Below are 21512 nucleotides of genomic sequence, written 5' to 3'. Positions count from 1 at the left end.
ATCTGAGGAAAAAAACATGAAGACCGCCACTAAAGCAAAACAGGAACTAATGCAGATCGCAGAAAGCAATATGCAAGAGCGTATACAAGACATAGAGCTGACTGTTCGTGAAAAACTCGCGCTGACATGCCGAATTCTGTTCGACAAAGGTCACGATTCAGGCTTGGCAGGCCAGATTACCTGCCGTAGTGAGCAGCCCAATACTTTTCTAACTCAACGATTGGGCTTGGGGTTTGATGAAATCACAGCCGAAAACTTGTTAATCGTGGATCATGACCTGGAACTATTGGCTGGCAAAGGTATGCCTAATCCAGCCAACCGTTTCCATACTTGGATCTATAAAGAGCATCCAGAAGTTAATTGCATCATTCATACCCACCCTACCCATGTGGCCGCATTGTCGATGCTAGAAGTACCACTGATCATTTCCCAAATGGACACTGCCGCTTTGTACAACGATTGCTCGTTCGTTGCTGAATGGCCAGGCGTCCCTGTTGGAAATGAAGAAGGCGTATTAATTTCAAAGGCGCTGGGTAATAACCGAGCTGTATTTCTTGCCCACCACGGACAACTTGTAACCGGCAAAACGATTGAAGAGGCCTGTAACTTAGCCATCCTGATCGAGCGAGCGGCAAAACTGCAGCTTTTAGCAATGTCTGCTGGTCAAATTAAGCCCCTACCTCATGACCTGGCCCAGGAAGCACATGACTGGGTATCGTCCGACAAACGAAACAAAGTGAATTTTGCTTACTACGCAAGACAGGCTCTAAAAAATCACCAAAACTGCATTTAAGGGGTAAATCATGAACTTATCAGGCATCATTGGCTATCCGGTAACTCCCTTTAGCCAAAATAATAAACAGGTAGATCTCAACAAACTCGGTAGCGTGATAGATGTGCTACTTGAAGCCCTGAATTCAAGCAATAAGTGCAGCACCTGCTGTGTCCAGGGCTCCTGAGTACTCCCCCAGAAACACCTGTGCCGGTGTCCGGTAACCGAGTCGCTTTCGAGGGCGGTCGTTTAGTTTCTCGACCACCTTGCGCAGCTCGGCATCGGTGACCTGGCGGAAGTCTGTTCCCTTGGGGAAGTACTGCCGTATCAAGCCATTGGTATTCTCGTTGCTCCCACGCTGGCCAGAGCAGTAGGGATCGCAAAAGTAGGTCTTTGCGGTCACCGCCTTGCCTACGGCTATGTGGCCGGCGAACTCCGAGCCGTTGTCTAGGGTGATGGTCTTCACAGCACCCCGGCGAGGCTTCAACAGCCGGATCATGGCCGCTTGCGTCAGCTCCGCTGAGACCCTGGGCAACCTCGCCGCCAGCAGATAGCCGCTACGGCGCTCTACCAGCGTCACCAGCCCCGATTGCTTATGCCCCTGAATGACGGTGTCGCCTTCCCAGTGCCCGATGACGAGCCTGGCATCGACCTCTGCCGGGCGATGCTCAATGCCCACGCGGCTGGGGATCTTGCCAAGCCCAGCGCTCTTGGCCTGAGCCCGATGCTTGCTGCGACGCTTCGGTTGGCGGAGGTGCCGCCATAGATCGCCACCTTGCGCTCTGTCATCCCAGATCAAGGAGTAGATCCACTGGTGACTGACGCCTATGCCGGCCAACGGTGCCATGAAGCCGCTGATCTGCTCCGGACTCCACTCCTCTCGCAGCCGGTCGGCAACGGCGGTGATCAGGCTGGGCAAGCGCTTCGTCCACTTCCAGGCGGTGCGGCGGCGGTGATCACTGAGGGACTGGGCCTGCTCGGGGTCGTAGCCACCAGAAGTGGCGTTACGACGCAGCTCACGGCTGACCGTGCTGCTGTGGATTCCTAGCTCTCTGCCGATTTGACGCTGGCTCACGCCCAAGTCATAGCGGGCGTGGATCTGGTATCGTTGGGTCTGGGTCAGCTGTCGGTATCCCATGCTCTGCTTCACTTTGGTCGGTGAGCCGAGAAGGGTACCGGCGCTGACCCTCCTGCCTCCACCGTGGTGTCCAAAGTGCTGCGGTTATTCTATGAATCCAGGAGCCAAAGTAGATGCTATTGCTGCATTAGGCAGTGCCGGTGAGGCCGCCTATTTGAGTGAAGAGGAGTGGAAGCAGGTCGCTGAATACACTGTGAAGTATGTTGCAGGTAGGGTACCTGTGGTCATTGGTATCGCAGAGCTTACCACCGAGCAAGCCGTTAAATACGCGCAGCATGCTCATAACATCGGGGCCGATGTCATTATGCTCTCTCCATTTTCGTATTATAAATTGAGCGAGGCTGAAATCTTCCAGCACTACGAAGCAGTCTCAAGCGCAAGCCCGCTGCCCATAATGGTTTATAACAACCCCGCTACCTGTGGCGTGGATATGAGTCCCGAATTCATGCTTAAAATGGTCGACAGCATACAGAATGCAAGCATGATCAAGGAAAGTACTGGCGACATACAACGCATGCACAAGATCTACACATTATCGGATGGCAAAGTGCCCTTCTTTAATGGCTGTAACCATATGGCGTTAGAGGCTCTCAATGCAGGTGCCAGCGGTTGGTGTACAGCAGCTCCTTGCCTGATAGGCGATAAACCGAAACAACTGTTCGATGCAGTCAAGAGCGGTGACAACGAGAAAGCTAAAGCACTGTTTTATCAGCAATACGAGTTTCTTGAATTTATCGTTTCATTCGGCCTAGCAGCAGCAGTTAAATCAGGGCTTACACTTCAAGGAAAAGAAGCGGGCAACCCAAGAAAACCGCTTCTTCCTTTAAATAAGACAGCGCAGCAGCGACTTCAAAGTATGTTGGACAATCTTAATCAATAGAAAATAAGAATAGTGATATACGATGATTTTCAACCCAACTGTCCAAATGGCTGCTCTTAAGCAGCCGTTTATTACGCTCGATTTCGTGCACTTTGTCAGGGCTGATCGACAACGGGCCGGTTACCTTACAGTTTCGAGCGTTGTCTGACTGCTGCAAACTCTTGGATAGCTAGTCTTAACCTTTAGAGCCTACCACTCAACGACTACTCATGTCTTTCACCGGTAAGTTCCTTCCCCTTCAAAACCATTCCATTAACCCCTTCCTTTTGGCTCTTTGAGGTTTATTCCTTTGCCTCATTGCAGAAGTTCGGTGACTTAGAAACGAAGAAACCGGCACGGTGGCCGGTTTCTTCATCCCGACTGTCAGCGAATTGAATCACTGCGTACGGGGTTGAGTCGTGACTAAAAGCCTTACGCATATTGACGGCTCCCTCAAGTATCCTGGAGGCGGTCGCATAAGATGACTACCAAAGTTCGTGTGATAGATGATGCGGAACGATTGCCGAGTGAGCCAGCCCACACTCCTTTAATATGGTAGTAATTACCTGAAAAATATTAGTATTCATTCGGCCTATACCCATTTTTCCCAAAACGCATAAAAAACCTCATAAAACTTTGATACCATCACCTAACGGGGAATTATTTATCAAAGGGACTAACATGAAAAACCACTTACTTTATCCGTTACTACTGCTTTTGGCTGTATTCACACTCACCGCTTGCTCTGGTGGAAAACCAGAAGATACTGTTGAGACGTTCTTTAAGGCTGCCGCACAAGGTGACACTGATAAAGCTATTGACCAAATATCATTCGCAAGTGTCAGTGCAAACGAAATGGTTCAGGCTAGAGGCAAAGTGCAAATGATTGTCGGTGAAGTTCAGAATCGCATAAATGCTAACGACGGTTTCGACTCTGTGGAAACCCTCAATTCTGTTATCTCAGACGATGGTAATCAGGCTACGATCCAGAGCCAAATCAACTATGGAAATGGCAAAAGCACTACTGAAAATACACGGCTAGTCAAAATTGATGGCGATTGGAAGATAAGCTTAGATTGATGACCAAGTTCTCCTGGGTACGCACTACAATAGCCTTGATCTCGCTGTTTACTCTCGCTCCCCTATCAACAGCAGATGAATTGGACGAAGCCCGCCCGGGAGATCTTATTTTTCGGGAAGGCACTGAGTTCGTAAGTAATGCAGTATTAGCAATTGACAATGGAAGTTTCAGCCATGTCGGTATGCTTGCGAAGCAGGATGAGCAATGGGTTGTGATCCACTCTTCTCCTGCTGAAATCCCAGGTCGTATCGATGGCGTGGTTATCGACCCACTGAGCTTCTTTATCGCGCCAGAACAGTCTCGTTACTTTTCAGTCTATCAAGTTGATGCCACCGATTCTGAAAGGCAAAGCGCAGTAGAATGGGCGATAGCAAAGGAAGGAGCGCCATTCAGAGTATTTGGCGTTGATGCAATTTATTGCACGACTTTGGTTTGGAAAGCTTGGCAAATGGCAGGAGTCAACTTAGAGCCAACGTTCTCCAGGTTGGCAATACCACTAGCAGAGGGCGAATACCTATTACCGAGCGGTCTTCTATCGTCTCCAAAACTAACACGATTACCGCAATAAACACTCACATCAAAGTAGATCAACTGGAAAACTCAACTGCTCGTAGCGCTCAATCACGCCTCCTACATGATGCCAACCAGTCATCAAGTAGGCCGCTTCGTACCCGAGTAATTGATGCATAGATGTGTACTTTAAGGGCTTTGGCAACTTGATTCTCACGGCGGGACTTACACCAACCTCCACACATGAGTATAACGACACCAGTTGTGACCGCCCACCCCCACTCAGCCATGCGTCATGGGTGCTCAAAATATAAGCTAGAAGGCATTGTGAGGTATACGACTAATGTGGCTGCGACCAGCGCGAGAATGAATAAAATACCAGTGATGCGTACCATACACAGTCGCTGTTGCAGCACCTTCGGTGAAGTACTTTCGTGTGTCTGGCCAGTTGCGCGATTCACAAGCGAGCACATCCAACCACGTTCACGATCCCGGCGCAGGGCACAAACCAACGTGACTCGTTGACCGGGGCGCAATGGTATATTGGTATCTTCGAGCTGGATGGCACGTTTAAGGCCATTACCCTCGCGGATACAGAAATCTTGGTGTACCGTTTGGTTCGACCGTACGGGGGGAGTATTGGCATAGCCTCCCCACCATGGACATGATTTTTACTGTACCGGCCAGTGTCCACGTAACAAGCATTATAAAGGCTTCGCTGCAACTCGTTCCCATAACTTTTGAAAATTCAACCTAAGAAATATTTAATCTATTGCGATCTTTTTTACATCAGCGACGTCGTAGCATGTAATGCGCGCCGCCTTATTTTGCCTTGATGCATCTCAACAGCTTCATCAAGAGATGCTTTAAGCTCATTAAAAACACTCATAATAAAACTTCTCTTTTAAGTAATTTGATAAGCTTTTTAAGCTCGGATCTTCCTACCCTTGTTAAACTATCCTTCGTAGACGTTGGGTAAGCCAACACCAGATAAATGAAATCTACTAAAGCCAAAAAACAAATAACCCTAGCACTACCGCTTCAGATGAGTTATCCCAAAATCACGATTACCAATGGTAGGCACATCACAATGGCCAAGACCAGGATGTCTGCACTGCTGGAAATGACTGCTTGAGCATGGATTTTCATAGTTGCATATGAAAACGGCGGGCACACTACCCGCCGTCATAGTTTCTAACGCTAAAAAAAGAACTGCTTAACGGGCCAGCCATGCCATTAGTGCTTCGGCGGTAGCCGCCGAAGAAGGCGGGTTTTGGCCGGTAATCAATTGGCCGTCTTCCCGCACGTAAACCGTAAAATCGTCGGCTTTGCTGTAAATACCGCCGCACTGCTGCAACGCATCTTCCACCAAGTGCGGCACGATATCCGTTAGGCCAACCGCCTGTTCTTCACCGTTAGTAAAGCCTGTGACTTGGCGCCCTTTTACCAGTGGTTCACCAAGGCTATTTTTTGCATTAATCAACACGATAGGCGCATGGCATACCGACGCCACTGGTTTGCCCTGGGCAATAAAATTTTCGATCAGCTTGATGGAATCTTGATCGTTCACTAGGTCCCACAGCGGGCCATGACCGCCGGGATAAAACACTGCATCGAAATCGCCCGCGTACATATTATTTAGGCGATGCGTTGCCGCTAGCGCCGCCTTCGCTTCATCATCTTGCTTAAAGCGCCGAGTTTCATCGGTTTGGCTATCGTCTGCATCACTTTTCGGGTCAAGTGGCGGCTGCCCTCCGTTTGGCGAGGCCAGTGTTACGTCTGCACCTGCATCTTTAAAGACATAGTACGGCGCTGCTAGCTCTTCTAACCAAAAGCCAGTTTTTTCGCCGGTGTCTCCTAACTGATCATGGGAGGTCAGCACCACCAATATACGCTTGCTCATCTAATGACTCCTAAGTGTGAAGCGTGCGATAGCATCTTGTGTTACTTACTCTACCTTGGGGCGTGTTTTCTGGGTTGCAAGGCGGGTGATTTCCGCTATTCCGTTGCGTTACAGCAGATTTTTCAGCGGCATCCATAGCCCCATGGCGATCATGACAAGGTTTTCCGTCAGTGAAATAAAGCCCAGTGGCACATTACTATTACCGCCCGCACAGGCGCATTTCAGTTCCCGCTTATCGATATACACCGCCTTAGTCACCGACACAGCGCCCACCGTACCAATGAACAGGGCCAGTGGTGCTGCCAGCCATATCAATGCCCCCGCCAGCATCAAGACACCCGCAAAGGTTTCCGCATAGGGGTAAACATACCCATAGGGCACATAGCGCTTGGCCAGCAAATCGTAATTCAGAAACATGGTGCTGAAGCTTTCCACGTCTTGAAGCTTCTGCAATCCAAGCAACACCATAGCGCTAGCCACTGCATATTCAGGTAATCGCGCCGTCAATAGCGCCCCATGGGCCAGCCAGCTAATCGCCAAACCAATCAACAGCGCCGTAGCAAAAATAGCGATCACTGGCCGATAGGATGTTTCCTGAGCACCCGGCACGTTTAAGCCCAAATACTCGCGCACCTCTTCATAGCCACCAATGCGCTTATCATCAATATAGGTTTGCGGCGTCGTATCGACCTGCTCTTTCGCTTTAAATGCATCGGTTTCGTCACGGGATGTTAACGGGTGGTCATGCACCTCATAGCCCTTACGCTGCAGCAATGAAACGGTTTTCAAACCAAAGGGGCACTGGTGCGCATCCGTTTTCATGCGATAAACATGTGCCGTTGCCATACGCCCTCCCTGTTGTGCAACAAAGTGCAGCCCATCATTCGCTGCCTAGGTATAAGGGTAGACACATTAGGCAAGCTTGCCGAACAGCCTTTGGCGCTGACTCGTTACCTTCGATAAGATAACGCGGTGAACTTCTTTTTTTAGGTTAGCGAGCACGCCGTGAGCATTGAAGCGCGAGAGTTTTATCGCCAAGGGCCAATGCACCGCCCAGAGCGTGCCAGCAGCTTTGCGCTGATCCGTCGCCAGTTCGATTTTCGCTCAATTGAAATAGGCCGCTGGGTGACCACCGCCGAGCGCGACCGCGCCGCCGAGCTTTTTCACGATGCGCTGTGCGATTTAATGCTGATCCTGCACGGTAATGAAGCACTGATTTCGCTGCGTAGCTCGTTAGCCCTACAGTACGGCTGCGGCGGTAGGCCCGGCGTTTCTGCCCATTACGCTCCCAGCCAGCGCAGCTTTTCGCTCGCCAAGAATGCAGGGCCTGGCAGCATTGCCCACGAATGGTTTCACGCCTTCGATCACTACATTGCCCAGAAGTGTTTTTACAACGTGCCCGCTAGCGCCTTCGCCTCGGCGGCATGGCTAGCAGATGCAGCCCCGATTAATCACCCGCTCAACCAGCGCCTACTCGACTGCTTCCACGCTATTCTGCTTCACCCCGACGGCCAACAGCCCAGCGCGCTTTTCAACCACTCCGCCGCCATGGACAAAGCACACGGCCAGCTCTATTACAGCAAACCAGAAGAGCTATGCGCCCGAGCCTTTGAAGCCTTCGTGCAAGACGCCAGCATCAAAAACCACTTCCTGGTGAAAGGCACCAAAACCTCCCCTGAGGCAGAACACGGCCTATACCCACAAGGCGAACAGCGCGAACGCATCAACGCGCTATTCAGCGCCTATTTTGCCAGCTTGGGGAAAGCACTCAGCAAAGAGAGCCGTTCATAAAACGTGAGTTGTGCGAAACACGCCAATGACGACTACGCTTCAATGACACTCATTTCTCAAAGGAAGAGAAAAATGCCCTCTACTACAACCATTGTGGTTATCGTTGTTGTGATCGTCGCCGTCACAGGGATAGGTTTCAGCGGCCTACTTCCCTTTTAAGGGGAAGTGATACACACCTCATCGCCGAGAGTGTAGTGAGCGGTGGGTAGGCAAGGGCTTTAAACATGATCTTAGCCTCGCAGTACCACTGCGTCTCACGGCTGGAGGTGATGCCTAACCGCCACCAGTCAGCCATCAATTCCGACGCGGCGCCTCTCGGGGTTTAGCCCAACCGGCAATCAAGGAACCCAGTACGATGAGCACGCTGGCGCTCAATACGGCTATCGTGGCCTCGCCGTATCCCGCCAGAATCAGGAGCACCACGGAGATCAGTGGCGCGCTATAGGCTAGGGTGCCAAGTAGCTGAATGTTCCCGTGCTTGACGCCATAATCCCAGGTAAAGAAGGCAATACCCACTGGCCCGAGCCCTAACCCCAATACGCCCACCCATTGCCTCCAGCCATTCGGCCATACCGTCTCCTCCCACAACAGGTGGCAGCCTAATGCCATTAGCGCTGTCACGCCGCAGAACCAACCCACGGCATCGGTAGGCACGGAACGCACCCACCGGCTGAGTACGGAGTAAGAAGACCATATCAAGGCACACGCCAACGCGACCAGATAGCCAGGCAAGTTCTCCCACGCAAACCCGCCGGCTTGTCGGCTGATCAACAGCCAGCAACCCAGCAGTGCCAGCAATGCACCAACGATAGACGGAGTGCGCAACCGCTCGCCCGGCAACAGCGCAGACAGTAGCACGATCAGTAACGGCCAGAGGTAAGCCAACAGGCTAATATCCACCGCTGGAGCCAGGGTCATCGCCTTGAAATAGGCAAAGTGATAACCGAACAACCCGCCAATGCCGATACACCAGGCCGCCGGAGGTTGACGTATATACCGAATGCCCGTATGACCAGCTAGCCCCCAGCGCCCAATCATCAATATAAACGCAATGCCGAAGGTCATGGCCATGAGCTGGAACTCAGGAATGTCGCCGCCGGATAGCTTGGTCAATAACGCCAGAGTGCCCCAAAGCAGCACGGAAATGGACCCGACCCAGGTAGCCGTATTCACGGTTGGCATGTAGCGCTCTCCCCCGACATTCTTGTGTATTAGCAGTGTCAGAAGAGCGTAACGCAGGGATTTAGCAGGTGCTTTCGCATTCTGGCGACATTATGTCGAGAGACGGCGAAAGTGGCTAGGCGGTTTGCCAAAGTGACGCCTGAAGCGGTCGCTGAAGGCCGATAACGACGCATAGCCCACCGCATCTGCCACCCGCTGAACGCTGAGGTCTGACTGTTCCAGCAACCGCCATGCCTCTTTCATCCGCAGCTCTATGAGGTATTGATGCGGCGTCACACCTACCTGATGGCGAAAAAGATCGTTCAACTGGCGAATGCTCAGATGGGCCACGCTGGCCACCTCGGCCATGGAAACCGACCGATGAAAGTGGTCATGCAGAAACTGTTGCGCTGCGTGGACCCTGCAGTCCAGTTGCCGTCGACTCCCATGTCGCTCCTGCAGCAGCTGTAGCAGTAATAGCAGCATGGGGTGCTGGCTAGTAGTCGCCCCAGCGTCACCCAGGGCCTGGGCATGCAGGAACTGCACGTAGTGGCGTAATGCCGAATCCAGCTCCACGAAACGCGGCAGCCTATCCAGGGAGGGAGCCAGCCGATCAGGCAGATCGATCACCAAAAACCGATTGTCTGCGGTGGCCGCAAACCCATGACTGCTGCCTGACGGAATGATGGCCGCACGCTGCTGCACCACCTCCCCCTCCCTAGCATCGACCGAGAGAAACAGCGTACCGGCCAAAGGGAGTACCAACTGATGATAGTCGTGGGCATGACGCGTCACTTCATCATCGTAGGTACGTATGTGCAGGCCCATATTAGGGTGTTTCATGACCTTACTCAGCAATGGTGGCCCCCCAGATCTTTAAAAAGCGCTTCGGCATAGCACCTACCCACCAACAAAAACAGTTCTTGAAAGTGATACGAACTCAAATGCATGTGGGCGGCTATCTCTTCAAGCCTAAGCTAATCAATTGCCCGATCAACCAAATGATTCGGTCATAGCCTGATATGGCGCAGCCTCTCAGACACGATTTATGGATACACCGCCATCTACCAGCATCGCAGAACCTGTTGTGAAACTGGAGGCATCAGATGCTAAGTACAATGCGGATTGAGCAATTTCCTCTGGTGTCGCCATACGCTTGAGAGCATGCAGGTTATGCACAAACGCCAATGCTTCCGGCGTATTGGCAAATTCACGTCCCGCTGGTGTATCAGTACCACCGGGCAGAAGGGCATTGACCCGGATATTCTGAGGCCCATGCTCTGACGCCAACACTTGAGTCAACCCAATAAGGCCCGCCTTGCTGGCTGCGTAGGCAGCCATACCAGGCATACCTGCGGTGTAACCAACGAAGGTAGAGGTGAAAATTAATGAACCTCCTTTTCGGGCAGCCATGGCGGGCAGTTGATACTTGGCGCCCAAAAATGCGCTGGTTAAGTTGGTCGCAATAACCTGATTCCAGTCCGTATGCGACATCTCCGGGACAGGACCCATAGCCCCCAGGATAGCTGCATTGTTAAAAGCGATATCCAATCCGCCAAAATGACTTACCGCCTTATCTACCAACGCTTTGGCAAAAGCTTCCTCGCCAACGTCGCCCGCTAGTGCCAGTACCTGCCCGCCTTCCGCGTTGATTGCGTCCGCAAGGTCATCAAGCTCCTTTTGTCGCCTTGCGGCCACCACGACGGCAGCTCCTTCTTTCGCAAAAAGCTTCGCGGCTGCGTAACCAATTCCGGTGCTGGCACCGGTCACAATAGCGACTTTATTGGCAAGCATAGTCATCGTTATTCCTCTAGGATCTGCTTACTATAAAAGGGCATATGCCCGAACAGATGCCATATTAGGAGACCGAACGACTACTGCCGACCCGAATCTTGCTGTACTTCAATTACGCTATAACAGTTTATTAGTGCGCATACGCGTAAACATTATCGTCAGCCTTTGAAAATTGCGTATAAAAACAAACACAAAAACCATAAATCATTGTTTTATTTATATTTATGAGCAACTTTGTCACCTTTCATGGGCAAAAACAGGACTAACTGTGGGTTAGCAGGAGATATGGCACAGCGGCCTAATGTGGGACTATAAACAACAAATAGGGATAACCTGGGATGCAGCGGCGAGATTTAGCGGCTTAAATTCAAACAGTTACGAACATAGAGCGATTATACAGCGCCAGCAAATTAGACGCCATTTGTGCCAAATACCCCACAAATAAGAAAACGCCGTTTCCTAACAGAAGCGGCGTTTTTTTGCGCATCTTTTGGCACTGCCTAGCTGGGCTTAGAAAGTGTTCTGAAGGCGCTGGCAGCGGGGCTTCAAGCTCGATTTGAGGTTCGAATTGGGGCTCAACTTCAACATCCGAAAACGAACCCAACTTGAAAGTTGTCCAAAAAACGCAAGAGCTTGATTTAAAGAAGAAATATAAAGCTTTAAACAAATCCAACTTTTGCGTGAATCGGAACTCATTGAGCGCAAAATTTCGTGTTTTTTATACCTCACTTGTTATGGATGAAGACAGGTTAGCGAAACTCACAACCACCCAGCAGACCAAACAGCCCGCCCGATGATCTCAAGCTCATGCAGCCGGTCACGCGGTACCACTACTTCGCGGTATTCCTTGTTTGTGCTGATGACACTTACCCCATCAAGGTTACGCTGCAGGCGCTTAGCATAGAGGTGATCCTCCAACCGGATGATGTAGATACCCTCGCCCTCGATAGTCGTGCGGGTGTGATCGATCAGCACCGTATCGCCATTGGATATATCGGGGTACATGCTATCGCCATCATTGCGAACAGCTGACAGGTGCTCAGGCGTTAGCCCCTGCTTGCGCAGTGAGTAACGCGTAAAACAAATGTGTGTCAGTACCCGGCAGTTCTCATTCCAGGCACCAGGCCCAGCGCTGCACTGCGCGTCGTACAGCGGCACAAAGGCGTAATCCTCCATTCCTGGTGCGGGAGCCTTCTCATCTTGTATTACGCCAAATGCGAGCCACTGAGGATCAACTTGGGAAGCTTCAGCAATTTGCATTAACCGGTCTAAGGTTGGATAAGTGGCACCTGACAGATAACTACGCAGCGTTGCCTCAGAAAGCCCACACATCTTTGAAAATCCTCGCAGACTATGTGCAGCCATTGCTGTTTTAAGCCTTTCTTTAAAGCATCCGATTCCTTGAGCGGGAATAGGATGCTCTTGATTTTTTTCATCTCTAGCATCCGATTCGTCGTAACTCATTGAATTTCCTTAGATAAGAATAAATATTCGCGCAATCGCGAGGAAAAACCAATCGGATGCGATTATTTCCTCTTGATGTGCGTTTTTATTCGCGCTATGTTTATGGGGAAAGACAGGTTAGACAGTCCAAAAAACGCCACCGAGGTGACGCCATGAACAACGAAATTCCTATCAATCCAATCCAGCGCTGGGAGTGGCTGAAATACCAACTCCGCAGCCAGGGTTCTAGCTTGCGCAAGTTAAGCGATGAGCTAGGCGTCACCGGTAACGCGGTACAGCTTGTGAAGTACACGCCTTACCCTCGCATGGAACGCGCTATCGCCAAAAAGCTTGGCTTCAAACCCCAAGCTATTTGGCCAGAGCGGTGGAACCATGACGGCACCCCGTGCCGAGAACGGCCTAACCGCGCTGAGAAGCGAAATAACACAATGCGTGTAAAGGATAGCGTTTCTAACGTTAGAGCGCATCGTCAAATGGCGCAGGGAGCATAGCCATGAAGCGCGTCAAAGATGACTTAACGCTAGACATCTTCGAAGTGCCGGTGCCAGTTGTTCCCATGCCGGGTAGCGGGAACTATGCCGCCCAGGTCAGCGAGCTAGTCGGCACTGTGCTGAAGGACTGCCCCGTTGACCGCTATGAAGTGGCCGCACAGATGAGCCGCCTATCCGGTGACGACGTTTCAAAGCACATGCTCGACGCCTGGAGTTCACCAGCACGTAGCGATCACAACATCCCTTTCTACCGTATTCCGCTTTTAGAAGAAGTGTGCCAAAGCCACGCCTTTACCGACTGGCTAGTGCATTTGAGGGGTGGCCGAGTGGCGTATGGGCGTGAGGCTTTGGCAGCCGAATACGGAAAGCTCTCGCGTGTTCAAGAACGCGTCAATGCGGATCTACGTCGACTTAAAAAGCTGATGGGAGAAGATAAATGAACTGGTACTCCGCCAAAGAACTGGCCGGGCTACCAGGGCTCCCCGGCACAGAACGTAATGTGCGTGAATATGCCAAGCGCCATGGCTGGGAAGGCCAGCAACGCCTGGGCAGTAAAGCGATTGAATACGCTTTCTCGGTTCTACCCACCGAAACCCAGAACGCCTTGCTGTTGGCCCAGACCGATAACGCCGCGCCCACGCCTGCCAGCACCGTAGCGTCGCAGCAAGAAGAACAGCGCCTAGGCCAGCAGCAACTCACCGATGCCCAGCGCCAGGTAATGGGTGCGCGGGTCGCGTTCGTCCGTGAGATTGAGCGCATGAGCAAGATGGTCAGCCAACAGCGTGCTATCGAAACGTTAGTCGCCCACGCCAAAGGGGACGATCTAAAGCTGTACCTGAAAGAACGCGTGGTGTTGGCCAACGACCGTAAAACCGAAACCCGCACCCTCAGCGAGCGCACCTTAAAGCGCTGGATCAGCGATTTTAAAAAGCATGGCGAACGCGGCTTGGCACCCAAACGCCGCCAAGCGGATATGGGCATGCCCGCCTGGGCCGGTGATTTTCTCAAGCGCTACCAGAAGCCCCAGAAGCCTAGCGTTGAAGCTGCTTACCAATTGCTGGTCGAACAGACGACGCCGCCGCACCCCTCTATACACCAGGTGCGCCGCTGGCTGGCGAAGCTGTCGCCGGAAGCGCGTGAGCGTGGCCGCATGGGTGCCCATGAGCTGAAAGCGCTACAGCCCTTTAAACGCCGTAAAACAGATGACCTATGGCCCAACGATGTGTGGGTAGCGGATGGCCACACCTTTGATGCCGAAGTGATCAACCCGCTCACCGGCCAAGCCTTCCGGCCAGAGATCACGCTGATCATCGACTGGGCAACCCGCCGGATCGTTGGCTTTGCCCTAAACCTTGCCGAATCCACCGTGGCAACGCTGGACGCACTGCGCGATGCCGTCAGCCGCGTGGGCATGTTCAACCTGTTTTACGTCGATAACGGCAGCGGCTTTGACAACGCCATTGTTTATGAAGTGGTCGACCGTTTAGGCGGCACCATTACCCACTCGCTGCCTTATAACTCACAGGCACGCGGTGTGATTGAACGCCCACACAAAACCATCCTAGTGCGGTTGGCTAAAACCATGGACAGCTATATCGGCGCTGACATGGATAAAGAAGCTTCCACTAAAGCGCACAAGTTAAGCCGACGCGATATTAAGCAGGGGTTAAAGCCCGCGCTAATACCCACCTTTCAGGAGTTCTTCGATCGCTTAAACGATGCGTTAGATGTTTATAACCACCGCTCTCATAAAGGGCTGCCCAAAGTTCGCGATTTAGACAGCGGCAAGTTACGCCACCAAAGCCCGATGGAAGCTTGGAAGAGTGCCGAGGCCGAAGGTTTTAACGCGCTGACCGCACCTTCTGATGTCGTCGCCTCGCTGATGCGCCCCCAAGAAGTGCGCAAAACCAACCGTGGCGAAGTGCGCATTAATGGCGGCGTCTACTTCCTGGATGCCCTGCGCGATTTCCACAGTGAAGAGATCCGCGTCGCCTGGGATTACCGCGACACCGGCAGCGTTGGCATCTTCACCTTAGAAGGCGAACACATCGGCGACGCCCTTTTGGATGGCAACGCCACCCCCGCCATGCCTGCCACGATGATTCAGCGCGCTGCCGAAAAACGCGAAAAAGGCCAGCTCAACCGCCTAGTGCAGAAAGCCAGGGTGGTCACCGGTAGTGATGTTGAGATCCGGGCAATTACACCTGCCGCCAGTTATTCAGACGAAAAGCAGGCAGCCGCAGGCCGCGCCTACGCCCAACAACTGGCGGATCAAGGCACACGCTTTCAAATACCCCACAACAAGATGGAGCGCTACCGGCTTTGGAAAAAGCTGGATGGACAGTTACTGCAAGGAGAGGAAGTGCCGGAAGCCGCTCGCGACTGGCACGAACGATACAAGAATCACAGTGATTTAAAAGCCATCGCCAAGGTGATGGATGCAGAAATGGATGCAGGTGGGCGGCAACCCACCCGCACCCGACGGGCCGTCTAGACCACGGCCCATGACACCCGCAGCAATTAAGGAACTGATATGAGCGTCAACACCATTGTACCACTCACGAACGTCGGGCTACTGGCGGCAGCTGTCGAAAGTGCTGCGAACCGCCCGCCAGAACTGCCTGGCCTAGTGGTCATGTACGGCCCCAGCGGCTACGGCAAAAGCCTAGCAGCGGCCTATGCCGCCAATATGCACCGTGCTTATTACGTCGAGTGCCGCGAAAGCTGGACTAAGAAAGCGTTCGTGGTCGCCATTCTGCGTGAGATGGGCATCATCCCCATGAAAACCCTGAGCGAGATGGTCGACCAGATCGCCGAGCAACTCAGCCGCTCGGGCCGACCATTGATTATTGATGACGTCCAGTACGTGATCGACAAAGCCGCCGCCAACGTATTAACCGACATCTATAACGCCAGCCAAGGCACCTTGATTTTAATCGGTGAAGAGCGCGTGCCTGCCAGCATGGCACGGCTAGAACGTTTGCATAACCGCGTATTGGAATGGGTACCCGCCCAAGCCGCCAGCCTAGATGACGTCCGCGCCCTAGCTGATAAAAGCTATCCCGATATAGAGATCGACGACGACCTGTTGGAAGCCGTGAATGATCGCGTGAAAGGCTGCCTGCGGCGAGTTGCCGTCAACCTCTACCAGATCCACTCAGAAGCCAGCGTACAAGGCTGGACGATGGTCGGCCTGCGGGAATGGGGCGAGCGCGAGATCCACACCGGCCAGCCGCCGGCACGGAGGGGTTAAGGATGGCAAAACTCACTGCACAAGGTTTGAAGGGTGACCGACAAGCGATGTGGGAGGCAATCCGCAGCTTCCATACTCAAGATCGCTCTTTCTGTATCACAGACATCTGGGAGCATATTGCTGTTGAAGCCTCGCAGAATCGCGTCCGCGACTACTTTAAAGGCCTCAGGAAGGCTGGCTTTATCGAATGCACACATTTCCCGAAAGGAGGGTCTCGATATTACACCCTGATTAACGACATCGGTGTCGAGGCCCCTCGTGTGCGGCGTGACGGTACGCGCCCCCCTCCCCTTGGTCGGGAACAGATGTGGCGGACTCTCAAAATCATTGGTGAATGCACCGCAGCGGAACTGGCTGATGCAGCCAGCACCCCTGACGTATCTGTCAGTCATGAGACAGCCATTGAGTACCTTCGCTTTCTCACCTACGCCAACTACGTGACGATCACCAGACCCGCTACAGCAGGCACAGGAGCCGTCAATGCGCGCTACCGGTTCAACGTCAGCCGTTGGACTGGCCCTATTGCCCCGCAAATTCGGCGCACACAGCAACTCTTCGACCCTAACACAGGCGAAGTCGTCTACTCGCGAGTGACCAAGACCGAAGGGGGTGAACCATGAGCGCCATTCGCCGCACTCGCGCCGTGGATATATCCAACTGGGGAGCAGAGCCGCCGCGCTGGATCACTCTGCTCGCTACAGAGGTACGCGCCACAAATCGCAAGATGGCCGGTGAACGCATCGGCGTCTCCAGATCAGCGGTCTCTTTGGCACTGGCGAACCGCTACCCCAGCCCCTCTACCGATAGCATCGAAAAGAAGGTGCTGGCAGCGCTAGACGGTCTTCAGTGCCCAGCACAGCAACGCACCATCAGTGTTGATCAATGCCGCGACTACCGTGATCGCCCAGCGCCCACTCATAACCCGCCCGCCATGCGGTTATGGCGACACTGCCAAACCTGCCCGCATAACCCAGATCGCCAGGGAGACGACCAATGACCCTTAAAGCCACCTGCCCCGAATGCGGTATGAGCGGCGATATGACCGCCTTCGTCACCCAGGGCGAACACAACCAGGCGCTAGCGGCAGCGTTGGAAATGCCCTCGCTACTGAGCAGCCGCATCGTGCGCTACCTCGGCATGTTCCGGCCTGCTAGCCGTGCCTTGGCCAGCGCCAAAAGTGCCCGCCTGCTTACCGAGCTGAAAGAAACCATCACCAGCGGCGTAATTGAACGCAAAGGCATCACGCGGGAAGCGCCTTTAAAGGTGTGGGTCATGGCGCTTGATCAACTGCTGGAACGCCCACCCAGCAACCTACCGCTAAGCGGCCACGGCTACTTATATGAAGTGGTGGCCAACTGCGCTGATCGCCACGCAGGTGAAGTGGAAAAGCAGCGCGAAGAGCAGGCACGTAGTGGTGCCAAACAGCCCGCAAACCGTACCGCCGCCGCCCCACTGCGCGAGCGTTCTACCGATGACGTGCTTGCTGAACATAAACGCATGGCCGCCCGCCAGGCGCATGTGGCCAGCAACGGCAAAAAACAACAACACAATAAAACCGCAGAGAAAGCCAACGCGCCTAAGCGCCTATCGGAGCTGCTGAAAGCGGTCGACAGCCAAGGGGATCAATCATGAACACCTACACCGACGCTTACTTGGAGTACTACGCCGACCGCTACGTCGCGCTTTACCTGAAAGGCCACGGCATCACTTTGCAGCAGTACCTCGCCGCGCCTGACCGCTACGAGCACCTGGCGTTTGCACCGCTGCCGCTGTTGCCTGCCCAAAACAACGTCGTACTGCGCCTATGGCATGCCTGGGATACCGGCTTAGCACCGACCACCAGCGAACCAACCGTTGAAGAGCCGTGTGAGCTACCGGGGGTCTATGCAGTTTGGGAAGAATTTCTGTTGGCACTAGGCAACAACAAAGCCATTCGTCAGCGCAACGGTGCGTTTATAGAACCGCTACGCCATCACCGCCATAACGCCCGTAACCGCAGCGCCAACTTCGCCCGTAAAGGAGCCGGAATATGAACACCCCAGCTATCAACACCCAGCAAGTCCCCGAAGGCTTCCGCATGGATGCTAAGGGCCGCCTAATTCCCGAAGAGCAGATCAAAGAGATCGACAAGCTGCGCGATGAGCTAGTGCTCTCGATTGTTGACCGCGCCTGTGAGCTTCGCGACCAGCTCCGTGACTTTAAGAGCGATGTATTTAGCGAGATTGCCGCGCTGGTTGAGACCTCCGCCCAGGAGTACGACGTTCAGATCGGCGGTAAGAAAGGCAACGTGCAGCTAGTCAGCTTCTGCGGCAAGTACAAGGTGCAGCGCGCCATCTCCGAAACCATCACCTTTGATGAGCGCTTACAGGCTGCCAAAGGCCTGATTGAAGACTGCCTGCGCGACTGGACAACCGACGCTCGCCCAGAGGTGGCCACTATCGTTCAAGACGCCTTCCGCGTCGATACAGCGGGCAACATCCGCACCGGCCAAGTGCTAGGCCTTCGCCGCCTGAACATCCAGGACAAGCGCTGGCTGAAGGCCATGGACGCTATCAGCGATGCGGTTCAGGTCACGGGCTCGAAATCGTACATCCGCATCTATGAGCGTATTGGCAGCACCGACCAATACAAGCCAATCAGCCTAGATATCGCGGGAGTTTAACCATGCCCAGCAAGTGCGCCTATTTCTACCAACTCCAAGAGCGTGGCATCAGTGCCGCGCAAGCCAAGCAGTGGCTAAAGCAGAACCCGCCGCCGCGCGGCTGGAAGCACAGCGCTTGGCGTTGGGCTAGCGAGAACATGGTCGATGAGGTGACCCAATGAGCACCGTACTGAATGCGTCTTCCATCAGCGTTAGCCCCGCGATCGGTGGCTTTGTCGGCACGTTGCGCGGCCAGCGTGCCACGGGTACCACCCACCGTGCCGCAGCCCTAAACGTAGCGCGCAAGGTGTACGGCCCAAAGGTCAACGTAGTGAACGACTACCTGCGTGACTCTGACACAGCGGCAGGCATCCAGTACCGCTGCCACATCACCCACCGCGCTAACCGAGGTGCTGCATGAATATGGAAGTCAAAAGCGTGATAAGGCTGGGCCTTGATGAAAACGGCATCCCCACGGTTTGCACCACCAGTCTTAACTCCGATGAGGGCAGCACTGACCAAGCAAAACTGTTTCACCACCTCGCAATTGTTGCAATGGAAGCCATACGTAAAGAACTGGAGCGGCTAGATCAAGCCACTCCAAAAACCATTCACTAAGCGAAACGCCCTTCGGGGCGTCTGCTGGGCGTGGTGGCCCTGCACTGATGAGCAGCCAAGGGGAGAGAAATGGACAGCAAAGCGTTAGACAAAATCAAAAAGTGCCTACGGCTTGCCAAGTCGAGCAATGCCAATGAAGCCGCCGCCGCATTGCGCCAGGCGCAGAAGCTGATGGCCATTCACGGGGTCACCACTGACGACGTGGCCATGAGCGATGTGAGCAGCCACACCGCTAAAGCAGGTGCGGTAAAAACGCCCCCAGCATACATCACAATGCTGGGCGCTATGGTCGCCAGTGCCTTCGGCGCTGAGACGGTTTACCAACAGGTTTACGACGGTGAGCGATGGGCGCTTAACGTTGAGTTCTATGGCTTAAATGGCGCTGCCGAAGTCGCGGGCTACGCCTTTGAAGTGCTGGGCCGACAGCTAAAGCGCGACCGCACGGCCTTCTTGGCCACACTCAATAAGCGACTAAAGCGGAACACCAAGGTGCGCCGTGGCGACTTATACGCACAGGCCTGGATCAACGCAGTGGCTAAGCAGGTAACACGCCATCAGCTCACCGAGGCCGAAAACGCCATCGTGGAAGCCTACAAAGCCAAGCGTTGGAATGACCTGGAAACCATGAAGACCCGCGATAACACCAAGGGCATGCGCAGCCATGACTATGGTGCCATTCACCAGGGCTACCAAGATGGCAAAAAAGTTAGCTTCCACCAGGGCGTGAACGGCAGCCGCCACGCCCAGATCGGTGAGGTGGTGTCATGAATAAATGGAAGCAACTAGAAGAACAACTCTCGGGCGTCTTTGGCCGTGCCACGATCAACGCTGACGGCTATGAAGTGGACTTTCAGAAGCGACTTGGCAAGGGTGAACGGCTGGTCATTGAGACCTACGTGAACGGCTATATCAAAGGAGAATGGTTTTCAACGGGTGAGAACGGCGCACCTAAGCACCCCGAAGCGCGTTTCTTCCGTCCTCACACAAGTCGCCTCTACAAGCTGAAAGATTATCCGAAGCTCAAACGAGTATTTGGCAAGAAACAGGCCGACAAGATGGTGGAGCTTATAACAGTGGCATACGGCCCAACGTGGAACAGCCCGCGCACGCTGATCAGCCACCTGAAAAAGAACTTCCCAGACATGGAACTGGTGAGTAGCGAGGTAGCGTCATGATCAGCAAAGGCAAGCTGGCACAGATCCATATCGCCAAGGCGCAACTTGGCCTAAGCGATGAGGATTACCGCGCCATTCTCGCCCGCACGGCGGGCGTGAGCAGTGCCAAAGAACTCACCAACCGCACCGTGGGCGGTGTGATGCACGAGTTCCGGCGGTTAGGTTTTCAGCCCAAGCCCGCCAAAAAGGCAGGTCGTAAAGCACCCCGCCCGCCGCGCTCACGCCAGAACGTGATGAGCAAGATCGAAGCGATGCTCACCCACGCACAGCGCCCATGGGCTTACGCCGACAGCATGGCGAAACGCATGTTCAGCGTTGAACGGGTGGACTGGCTGGACGATGACCAGCTACACCGCCTGATGACAGGGCTGATCATCGACGCCAAACGGCAAGGACGGTACCCCGATGACCTCGCATAAGCATAAGGTAGACAACCTAGATCTAGGCTTCGGCATCCCCACCGATGCCCTGGACTACCTCGACCCCGAGATCCTAAAGAAGTGGCCACAGGGTTTATCAGACATGCTAACCGTGGTTGAGAACGCTCACATTCGCGCCGGTGATGAGCCGAAAGTAGCCCGCAGCCGCGCCTTTGCCGCAGTGCGTGCGATTAGCTCGTTCGCCGGTGGCCGTAGCCTTTACGTGCCCCAGGGACGACAGCTTGACCGCGCCCTACGAGACCGTGAAATATGGGAGCGCCACACCGGCGATAACATCCCTCAGTTAGTCGAAGACTACGACCTGACCGAAGCGCAGATCTATAGCATCCTCGGCGAGCAGCGAAAGCTGGCACGCGCCCGGATGCAGTCAGATCTTTTCGGCGACAGCGCAAACGGCTAAGCTAGCCTCAACTAAGTTAGG

General features: G+C 53.7%; 28 protein-coding genes and 1 other RNA gene. 22 read left to right on the top strand and 7 right to left on the bottom strand.

The genetic code is table 11. The features are described from left to right. Nucleotides 1-16 precede the first annotated feature (16 nt). Nucleotides 17-793, top strand: a complete 777-nt coding sequence (locus NDQ72_06490) for an aldolase (GenBank protein WKD29588.1) — start codon at nt 17-19, stop codon at nt 791-793. A gap of 124 nt (nt 794-917) precedes the next feature. Here the strand turns inward: NDQ72_06490 and NDQ72_06485 are convergent, their stop codons facing one another. Next, nucleotides 918-1910, bottom strand: coding sequence for an IS30 family transposase (locus NDQ72_06485; GenBank protein ID WKD29587.1), 993 nt, complete (start codon nt 1908-1910; stop codon nt 918-920). 91 nt (nt 1911-2001) lie between these two features. Between NDQ72_06485 and NDQ72_06480 the strand changes: the two genes are divergently transcribed. From NDQ72_06480 to NDQ72_06470, 3 genes are all read left to right on the top strand, one after another. After that, nucleotides 2002-2790 carry a dihydrodipicolinate synthase family protein gene (locus NDQ72_06480; protein WKD29586.1) on the top strand — a complete coding sequence of 263 codons (789 nt, stop codon included), beginning with the start codon at nt 2002-2004 and terminating at the stop codon, nt 2788-2790. 660 nt (nt 2791-3450) lie between these two features. Next, nucleotides 3451-3849 carry a DUF4878 domain-containing protein gene (locus NDQ72_06475; protein WKD29585.1) on the top strand — a complete coding sequence of 133 codons (399 nt, stop codon included), beginning with the start codon at nt 3451-3453 and terminating at the stop codon, nt 3847-3849. Continuing rightward, the gene (locus NDQ72_06470) at nt 3828-4418 is read left to right on the top strand and encodes a hypothetical protein (GenBank protein ID WKD29584.1); all 591 of its coding nucleotides are present in this window, start codon (nt 3828-3830) and stop codon (nt 4416-4418) included. Before NDQ72_06475 ends, NDQ72_06470 begins: the two co-directional genes overlap by 22 nt. 1158 nt (nt 4419-5576) lie before the next feature. Here NDQ72_06470 and NDQ72_06465 read toward each other — a convergent pair. Both NDQ72_06465 and NDQ72_06460 read right to left on the bottom strand, forming a co-directional pair. Then, a complete protein-coding gene (locus NDQ72_06465; protein ID WKD29583.1) occupies nt 5577-6263 on the bottom strand; it encodes a type 1 glutamine amidotransferase domain-containing protein in 687 nt (228 codons plus the stop codon). A gap of 108 nt (nt 6264-6371) precedes the next feature. Then, a complete protein-coding gene (locus NDQ72_06460; GenBank protein WKD29582.1) occupies nt 6372-7109 on the bottom strand; it encodes a glutaredoxin in 738 nt (245 codons plus the stop codon). A 159-nt stretch (nt 7110-7268) separates the two neighbouring features. On the opposite strand from NDQ72_06460, the gene NDQ72_06455 reads away from it, so the two are divergent. Beyond that, nucleotides 7269-8054, top strand: coding sequence for a hypothetical protein (locus tag NDQ72_06455; protein ID WKD29581.1), 786 nt, complete (start codon nt 7269-7271; stop codon nt 8052-8054). 294 nt (nt 8055-8348) lie between these two features. Here NDQ72_06455 and NDQ72_06450 read toward each other — a convergent pair whose 3' ends face one another. The 4 genes from NDQ72_06450 to NDQ72_06435 all read right to left on the bottom strand — a co-directional run bounded on the left by NDQ72_06450 (nt 8349) and on the right by NDQ72_06435 (nt 12473). Beyond that, nucleotides 8349-9236, bottom strand: a complete 888-nt coding sequence (locus NDQ72_06450) for a DMT family transporter (protein WKD29580.1) — start codon at nt 9234-9236, stop codon at nt 8349-8351. A 90-nt stretch (nt 9237-9326) separates the two neighbouring features. Continuing rightward, nucleotides 9327-10058 (bottom strand): AraC family transcriptional regulator, encoded by a 732-nt coding sequence (locus tag NDQ72_06445; GenBank protein ID WKD29579.1) that lies wholly within the window; start codon nt 10056-10058, stop codon nt 9327-9329. A gap of 192 nt (nt 10059-10250) precedes the next feature. After that, the gene (locus tag NDQ72_06440; protein ID WKD29578.1) at nt 10251-11015 is read right to left on the bottom strand and encodes an SDR family oxidoreductase; all 765 of its coding nucleotides are present in this window, start codon (nt 11013-11015) and stop codon (nt 10251-10253) included. Between the two features lie 753 nt (nt 11016-11768). Further along, nucleotides 11769-12473, bottom strand: coding sequence for an XRE family transcriptional regulator (locus NDQ72_06435; GenBank protein WKD29577.1), 705 nt, complete (start codon nt 12471-12473; stop codon nt 11769-11771). A 152-nt stretch (nt 12474-12625) separates the two neighbouring features. Between NDQ72_06435 and NDQ72_06430 the strand changes: the two genes are divergently transcribed. The 17 genes from NDQ72_06430 (at nt 12626) to NDQ72_06350 (ending at nt 21491) form a co-directional block, all read left to right on the top strand. Further along, complete coding sequence (locus NDQ72_06430; GenBank protein ID WKD29576.1) at nt 12626-12964, top strand: helix-turn-helix domain-containing protein; 339 nt, start codon at nt 12626-12628, stop codon at nt 12962-12964. Between the two features lie 2 nt (nt 12965-12966). Next, nucleotides 12967-13404, top strand: a complete 438-nt coding sequence (locus NDQ72_06425; GenBank protein WKD29575.1) for a hypothetical protein — start codon at nt 12967-12969, stop codon at nt 13402-13404. Further along, nucleotides 13401-15458: a Mu transposase C-terminal domain-containing protein gene (locus tag NDQ72_06420; protein ID WKD29574.1), complete on the top strand. Its 2058-nt coding sequence runs from the start codon at nt 13401-13403 to the stop codon at nt 15456-15458. Before NDQ72_06425 ends, NDQ72_06420 begins: the two co-directional genes overlap by 4 nt. A 39-nt stretch (nt 15459-15497) precedes the next feature. Then, a complete protein-coding gene (locus tag NDQ72_06415) occupies nt 15498-16217 on the top strand; it encodes an ATP-binding protein (protein ID WKD29573.1) in 720 nt (239 codons plus the stop codon). A gap of 47 nt (nt 16218-16264) precedes the next feature. Beyond that, on the top strand, nt 16265-16837 hold the full coding sequence (locus NDQ72_06410; protein WKD29572.1) for a hypothetical protein: 573 nt from the start codon (nt 16265-16267) through the stop codon (nt 16835-16837). Further along, nucleotides 16834-17214 carry a hypothetical protein gene (locus tag NDQ72_06405; GenBank protein ID WKD29571.1) on the top strand — a complete coding sequence of 127 codons (381 nt, stop codon included), beginning with the start codon at nt 16834-16836 and terminating at the stop codon, nt 17212-17214. Before NDQ72_06410 ends, NDQ72_06405 begins: the two co-directional genes overlap by 4 nt. Further along, on the top strand, nt 17211-17849 hold the full coding sequence (locus tag NDQ72_06400; GenBank protein ID WKD29570.1) for a hypothetical protein: 639 nt from the start codon (nt 17211-17213) through the stop codon (nt 17847-17849). The genes NDQ72_06405 and NDQ72_06400 overlap by 4 nt, the downstream gene beginning before the upstream one ends. Further along, nucleotides 17846-18250, top strand: a complete 405-nt coding sequence (locus NDQ72_06395) for a hypothetical protein (protein ID WKD29569.1) — start codon at nt 17846-17848, stop codon at nt 18248-18250. Before NDQ72_06400 ends, NDQ72_06395 begins: the two co-directional genes overlap by 4 nt. Further along, on the top strand, nt 18247-18879 hold the full coding sequence (locus tag NDQ72_06390) for a DUF3164 family protein (protein ID WKD29568.1): 633 nt from the start codon (nt 18247-18249) through the stop codon (nt 18877-18879). Before NDQ72_06395 ends, NDQ72_06390 begins: the two co-directional genes overlap by 4 nt. A 2-nt stretch (nt 18880-18881) precedes the next feature. Continuing rightward, nucleotides 18882-19040: a hypothetical protein gene (locus NDQ72_06385; GenBank protein ID WKD29567.1), complete on the top strand. Its 159-nt coding sequence runs from the start codon at nt 18882-18884 to the stop codon at nt 19038-19040. Continuing rightward, the gene (locus NDQ72_06380; GenBank protein WKD29566.1) at nt 19037-19279 is read left to right on the top strand and encodes a hypothetical protein; all 243 of its coding nucleotides are present in this window, start codon (nt 19037-19039) and stop codon (nt 19277-19279) included. Before NDQ72_06385 ends, NDQ72_06380 begins: the two co-directional genes overlap by 4 nt. After that, entirely contained in the window at nt 19276-19476 is a 201-nt protein-coding gene (locus tag NDQ72_06375) for a hypothetical protein (protein WKD29565.1), read from the top strand. The genes NDQ72_06380 and NDQ72_06375 overlap by 4 nt, the downstream gene beginning before the upstream one ends. After that, nucleotides 19475-19537: hammerhead ribozyme type II (locus NDQ72_06370), an RNA gene on the top strand. Before NDQ72_06375 ends, NDQ72_06370 begins: the two co-directional genes overlap by 2 nt. Nucleotides 19538-19545: 8 nt before the next feature. Then, entirely contained in the window at nt 19546-20244 is a 699-nt protein-coding gene (locus tag NDQ72_06365) for a DUF2786 domain-containing protein (protein WKD29564.1), read from the top strand. Next, nucleotides 20241-20651: a hypothetical protein gene (locus tag NDQ72_06360; GenBank protein WKD29563.1), complete on the top strand. Its 411-nt coding sequence runs from the start codon at nt 20241-20243 to the stop codon at nt 20649-20651. The genes NDQ72_06365 and NDQ72_06360 overlap by 4 nt, the downstream gene beginning before the upstream one ends. After that, the gene (locus NDQ72_06355; protein WKD29562.1) at nt 20648-21070 is read left to right on the top strand and encodes a regulatory protein GemA; all 423 of its coding nucleotides are present in this window, start codon (nt 20648-20650) and stop codon (nt 21068-21070) included. Before NDQ72_06360 ends, NDQ72_06355 begins: the two co-directional genes overlap by 4 nt. After that, a complete protein-coding gene (locus NDQ72_06350) occupies nt 21057-21491 on the top strand; it encodes a hypothetical protein (GenBank protein ID WKD29561.1) in 435 nt (144 codons plus the stop codon). The genes NDQ72_06355 and NDQ72_06350 overlap by 14 nt, the downstream gene beginning before the upstream one ends. Nucleotides 21492-21512: the final 21 nt, after the last annotated feature.

This window comes from Halomonas sp. KG2 (assembly GCA_030440445.1).
Lineage (GTDB): Bacteria > Pseudomonadota > Gammaproteobacteria > Pseudomonadales > Halomonadaceae > Vreelandella.
Note: the sequence above shows the minus strand (reverse complement) of the source record. Positions and strands in the feature narration are given on the sequence as shown.

Bases quoted from the DNA above. Each gene is read 5' to 3' on its own strand.
- NDQ72_06490 (WKD29588.1), top strand. From the start codon at position 17: ATGAAGACCGCCACTAAAGCAAAACAGGAACTAATGCAGATCGCAGAA.
- NDQ72_06485 (WKD29587.1), bottom strand. From the start codon at position 1,910: ATGGGATACCGACAGCTGACCCAGACCCAACGATACCAGATCCACGCC.
- NDQ72_06480 (WKD29586.1), top strand. From the start codon at position 2,002: ATGAATCCAGGAGCCAAAGTAGATGCTATTGCTGCATTAGGCAGTGCC.
- NDQ72_06475 (WKD29585.1), top strand. From the start codon at position 3,451: ATGAAAAACCACTTACTTTATCCGTTACTACTGCTTTTGGCTGTATTC.
- NDQ72_06465 (WKD29583.1), bottom strand. From the start codon at position 6,263: ATGAGCAAGCGTATATTGGTGGTGCTGACCTCCCATGATCAGTTAGGA.
- NDQ72_06460 (WKD29582.1), bottom strand. From the start codon at position 7,109: ATGGCAACGGCACATGTTTATCGCATGAAAACGGATGCGCACCAGTGC.
- NDQ72_06450 (WKD29580.1), bottom strand. From the start codon at position 9,236: ATGCCAACCGTGAATACGGCTACCTGGGTCGGGTCCATTTCCGTGCTG.
- NDQ72_06445 (WKD29579.1), bottom strand. From the start codon at position 10,058: ATGAAACACCCTAATATGGGCCTGCACATACGTACCTACGATGATGAA.
- NDQ72_06440 (WKD29578.1), bottom strand. From the start codon at position 11,015: ATGACTATGCTTGCCAATAAAGTCGCTATTGTGACCGGTGCCAGCACC.
- NDQ72_06435 (WKD29577.1), bottom strand. From the start codon at position 12,473: ATGAGTTACGACGAATCGGATGCTAGAGATGAAAAAAATCAAGAGCAT.
- NDQ72_06430 (WKD29576.1), top strand. From the start codon at position 12,626: ATGAACAACGAAATTCCTATCAATCCAATCCAGCGCTGGGAGTGGCTG.
- NDQ72_06425 (WKD29575.1), top strand. From the start codon at position 12,967: ATGAAGCGCGTCAAAGATGACTTAACGCTAGACATCTTCGAAGTGCCG.
- NDQ72_06420 (WKD29574.1), top strand. From the start codon at position 13,401: ATGAACTGGTACTCCGCCAAAGAACTGGCCGGGCTACCAGGGCTCCCC.
- NDQ72_06415 (WKD29573.1), top strand. From the start codon at position 15,498: ATGAGCGTCAACACCATTGTACCACTCACGAACGTCGGGCTACTGGCG.
- NDQ72_06410 (WKD29572.1), top strand. From the start codon at position 16,265: ATGTGGGAGGCAATCCGCAGCTTCCATACTCAAGATCGCTCTTTCTGT.
- NDQ72_06405 (WKD29571.1), top strand. From the start codon at position 16,834: ATGAGCGCCATTCGCCGCACTCGCGCCGTGGATATATCCAACTGGGGA.
- NDQ72_06400 (WKD29570.1), top strand. From the start codon at position 17,211: ATGACCCTTAAAGCCACCTGCCCCGAATGCGGTATGAGCGGCGATATG.
- NDQ72_06395 (WKD29569.1), top strand. From the start codon at position 17,846: ATGAACACCTACACCGACGCTTACTTGGAGTACTACGCCGACCGCTAC.
- NDQ72_06390 (WKD29568.1), top strand. From the start codon at position 18,247: ATGAACACCCCAGCTATCAACACCCAGCAAGTCCCCGAAGGCTTCCGC.
- NDQ72_06385 (WKD29567.1), top strand. From the start codon at position 18,882: ATGCCCAGCAAGTGCGCCTATTTCTACCAACTCCAAGAGCGTGGCATC.
- NDQ72_06380 (WKD29566.1), top strand. From the start codon at position 19,037: ATGAGCACCGTACTGAATGCGTCTTCCATCAGCGTTAGCCCCGCGATC.
- NDQ72_06375 (WKD29565.1), top strand. From the start codon at position 19,276: ATGAATATGGAAGTCAAAAGCGTGATAAGGCTGGGCCTTGATGAAAAC.
- NDQ72_06365 (WKD29564.1), top strand. From the start codon at position 19,546: ATGGACAGCAAAGCGTTAGACAAAATCAAAAAGTGCCTACGGCTTGCC.
- NDQ72_06360 (WKD29563.1), top strand. From the start codon at position 20,241: ATGAATAAATGGAAGCAACTAGAAGAACAACTCTCGGGCGTCTTTGGC.
- NDQ72_06355 (WKD29562.1), top strand. From the start codon at position 20,648: ATGATCAGCAAAGGCAAGCTGGCACAGATCCATATCGCCAAGGCGCAA.
- NDQ72_06350 (WKD29561.1), top strand. From the start codon at position 21,057: ATGACCTCGCATAAGCATAAGGTAGACAACCTAGATCTAGGCTTCGGC.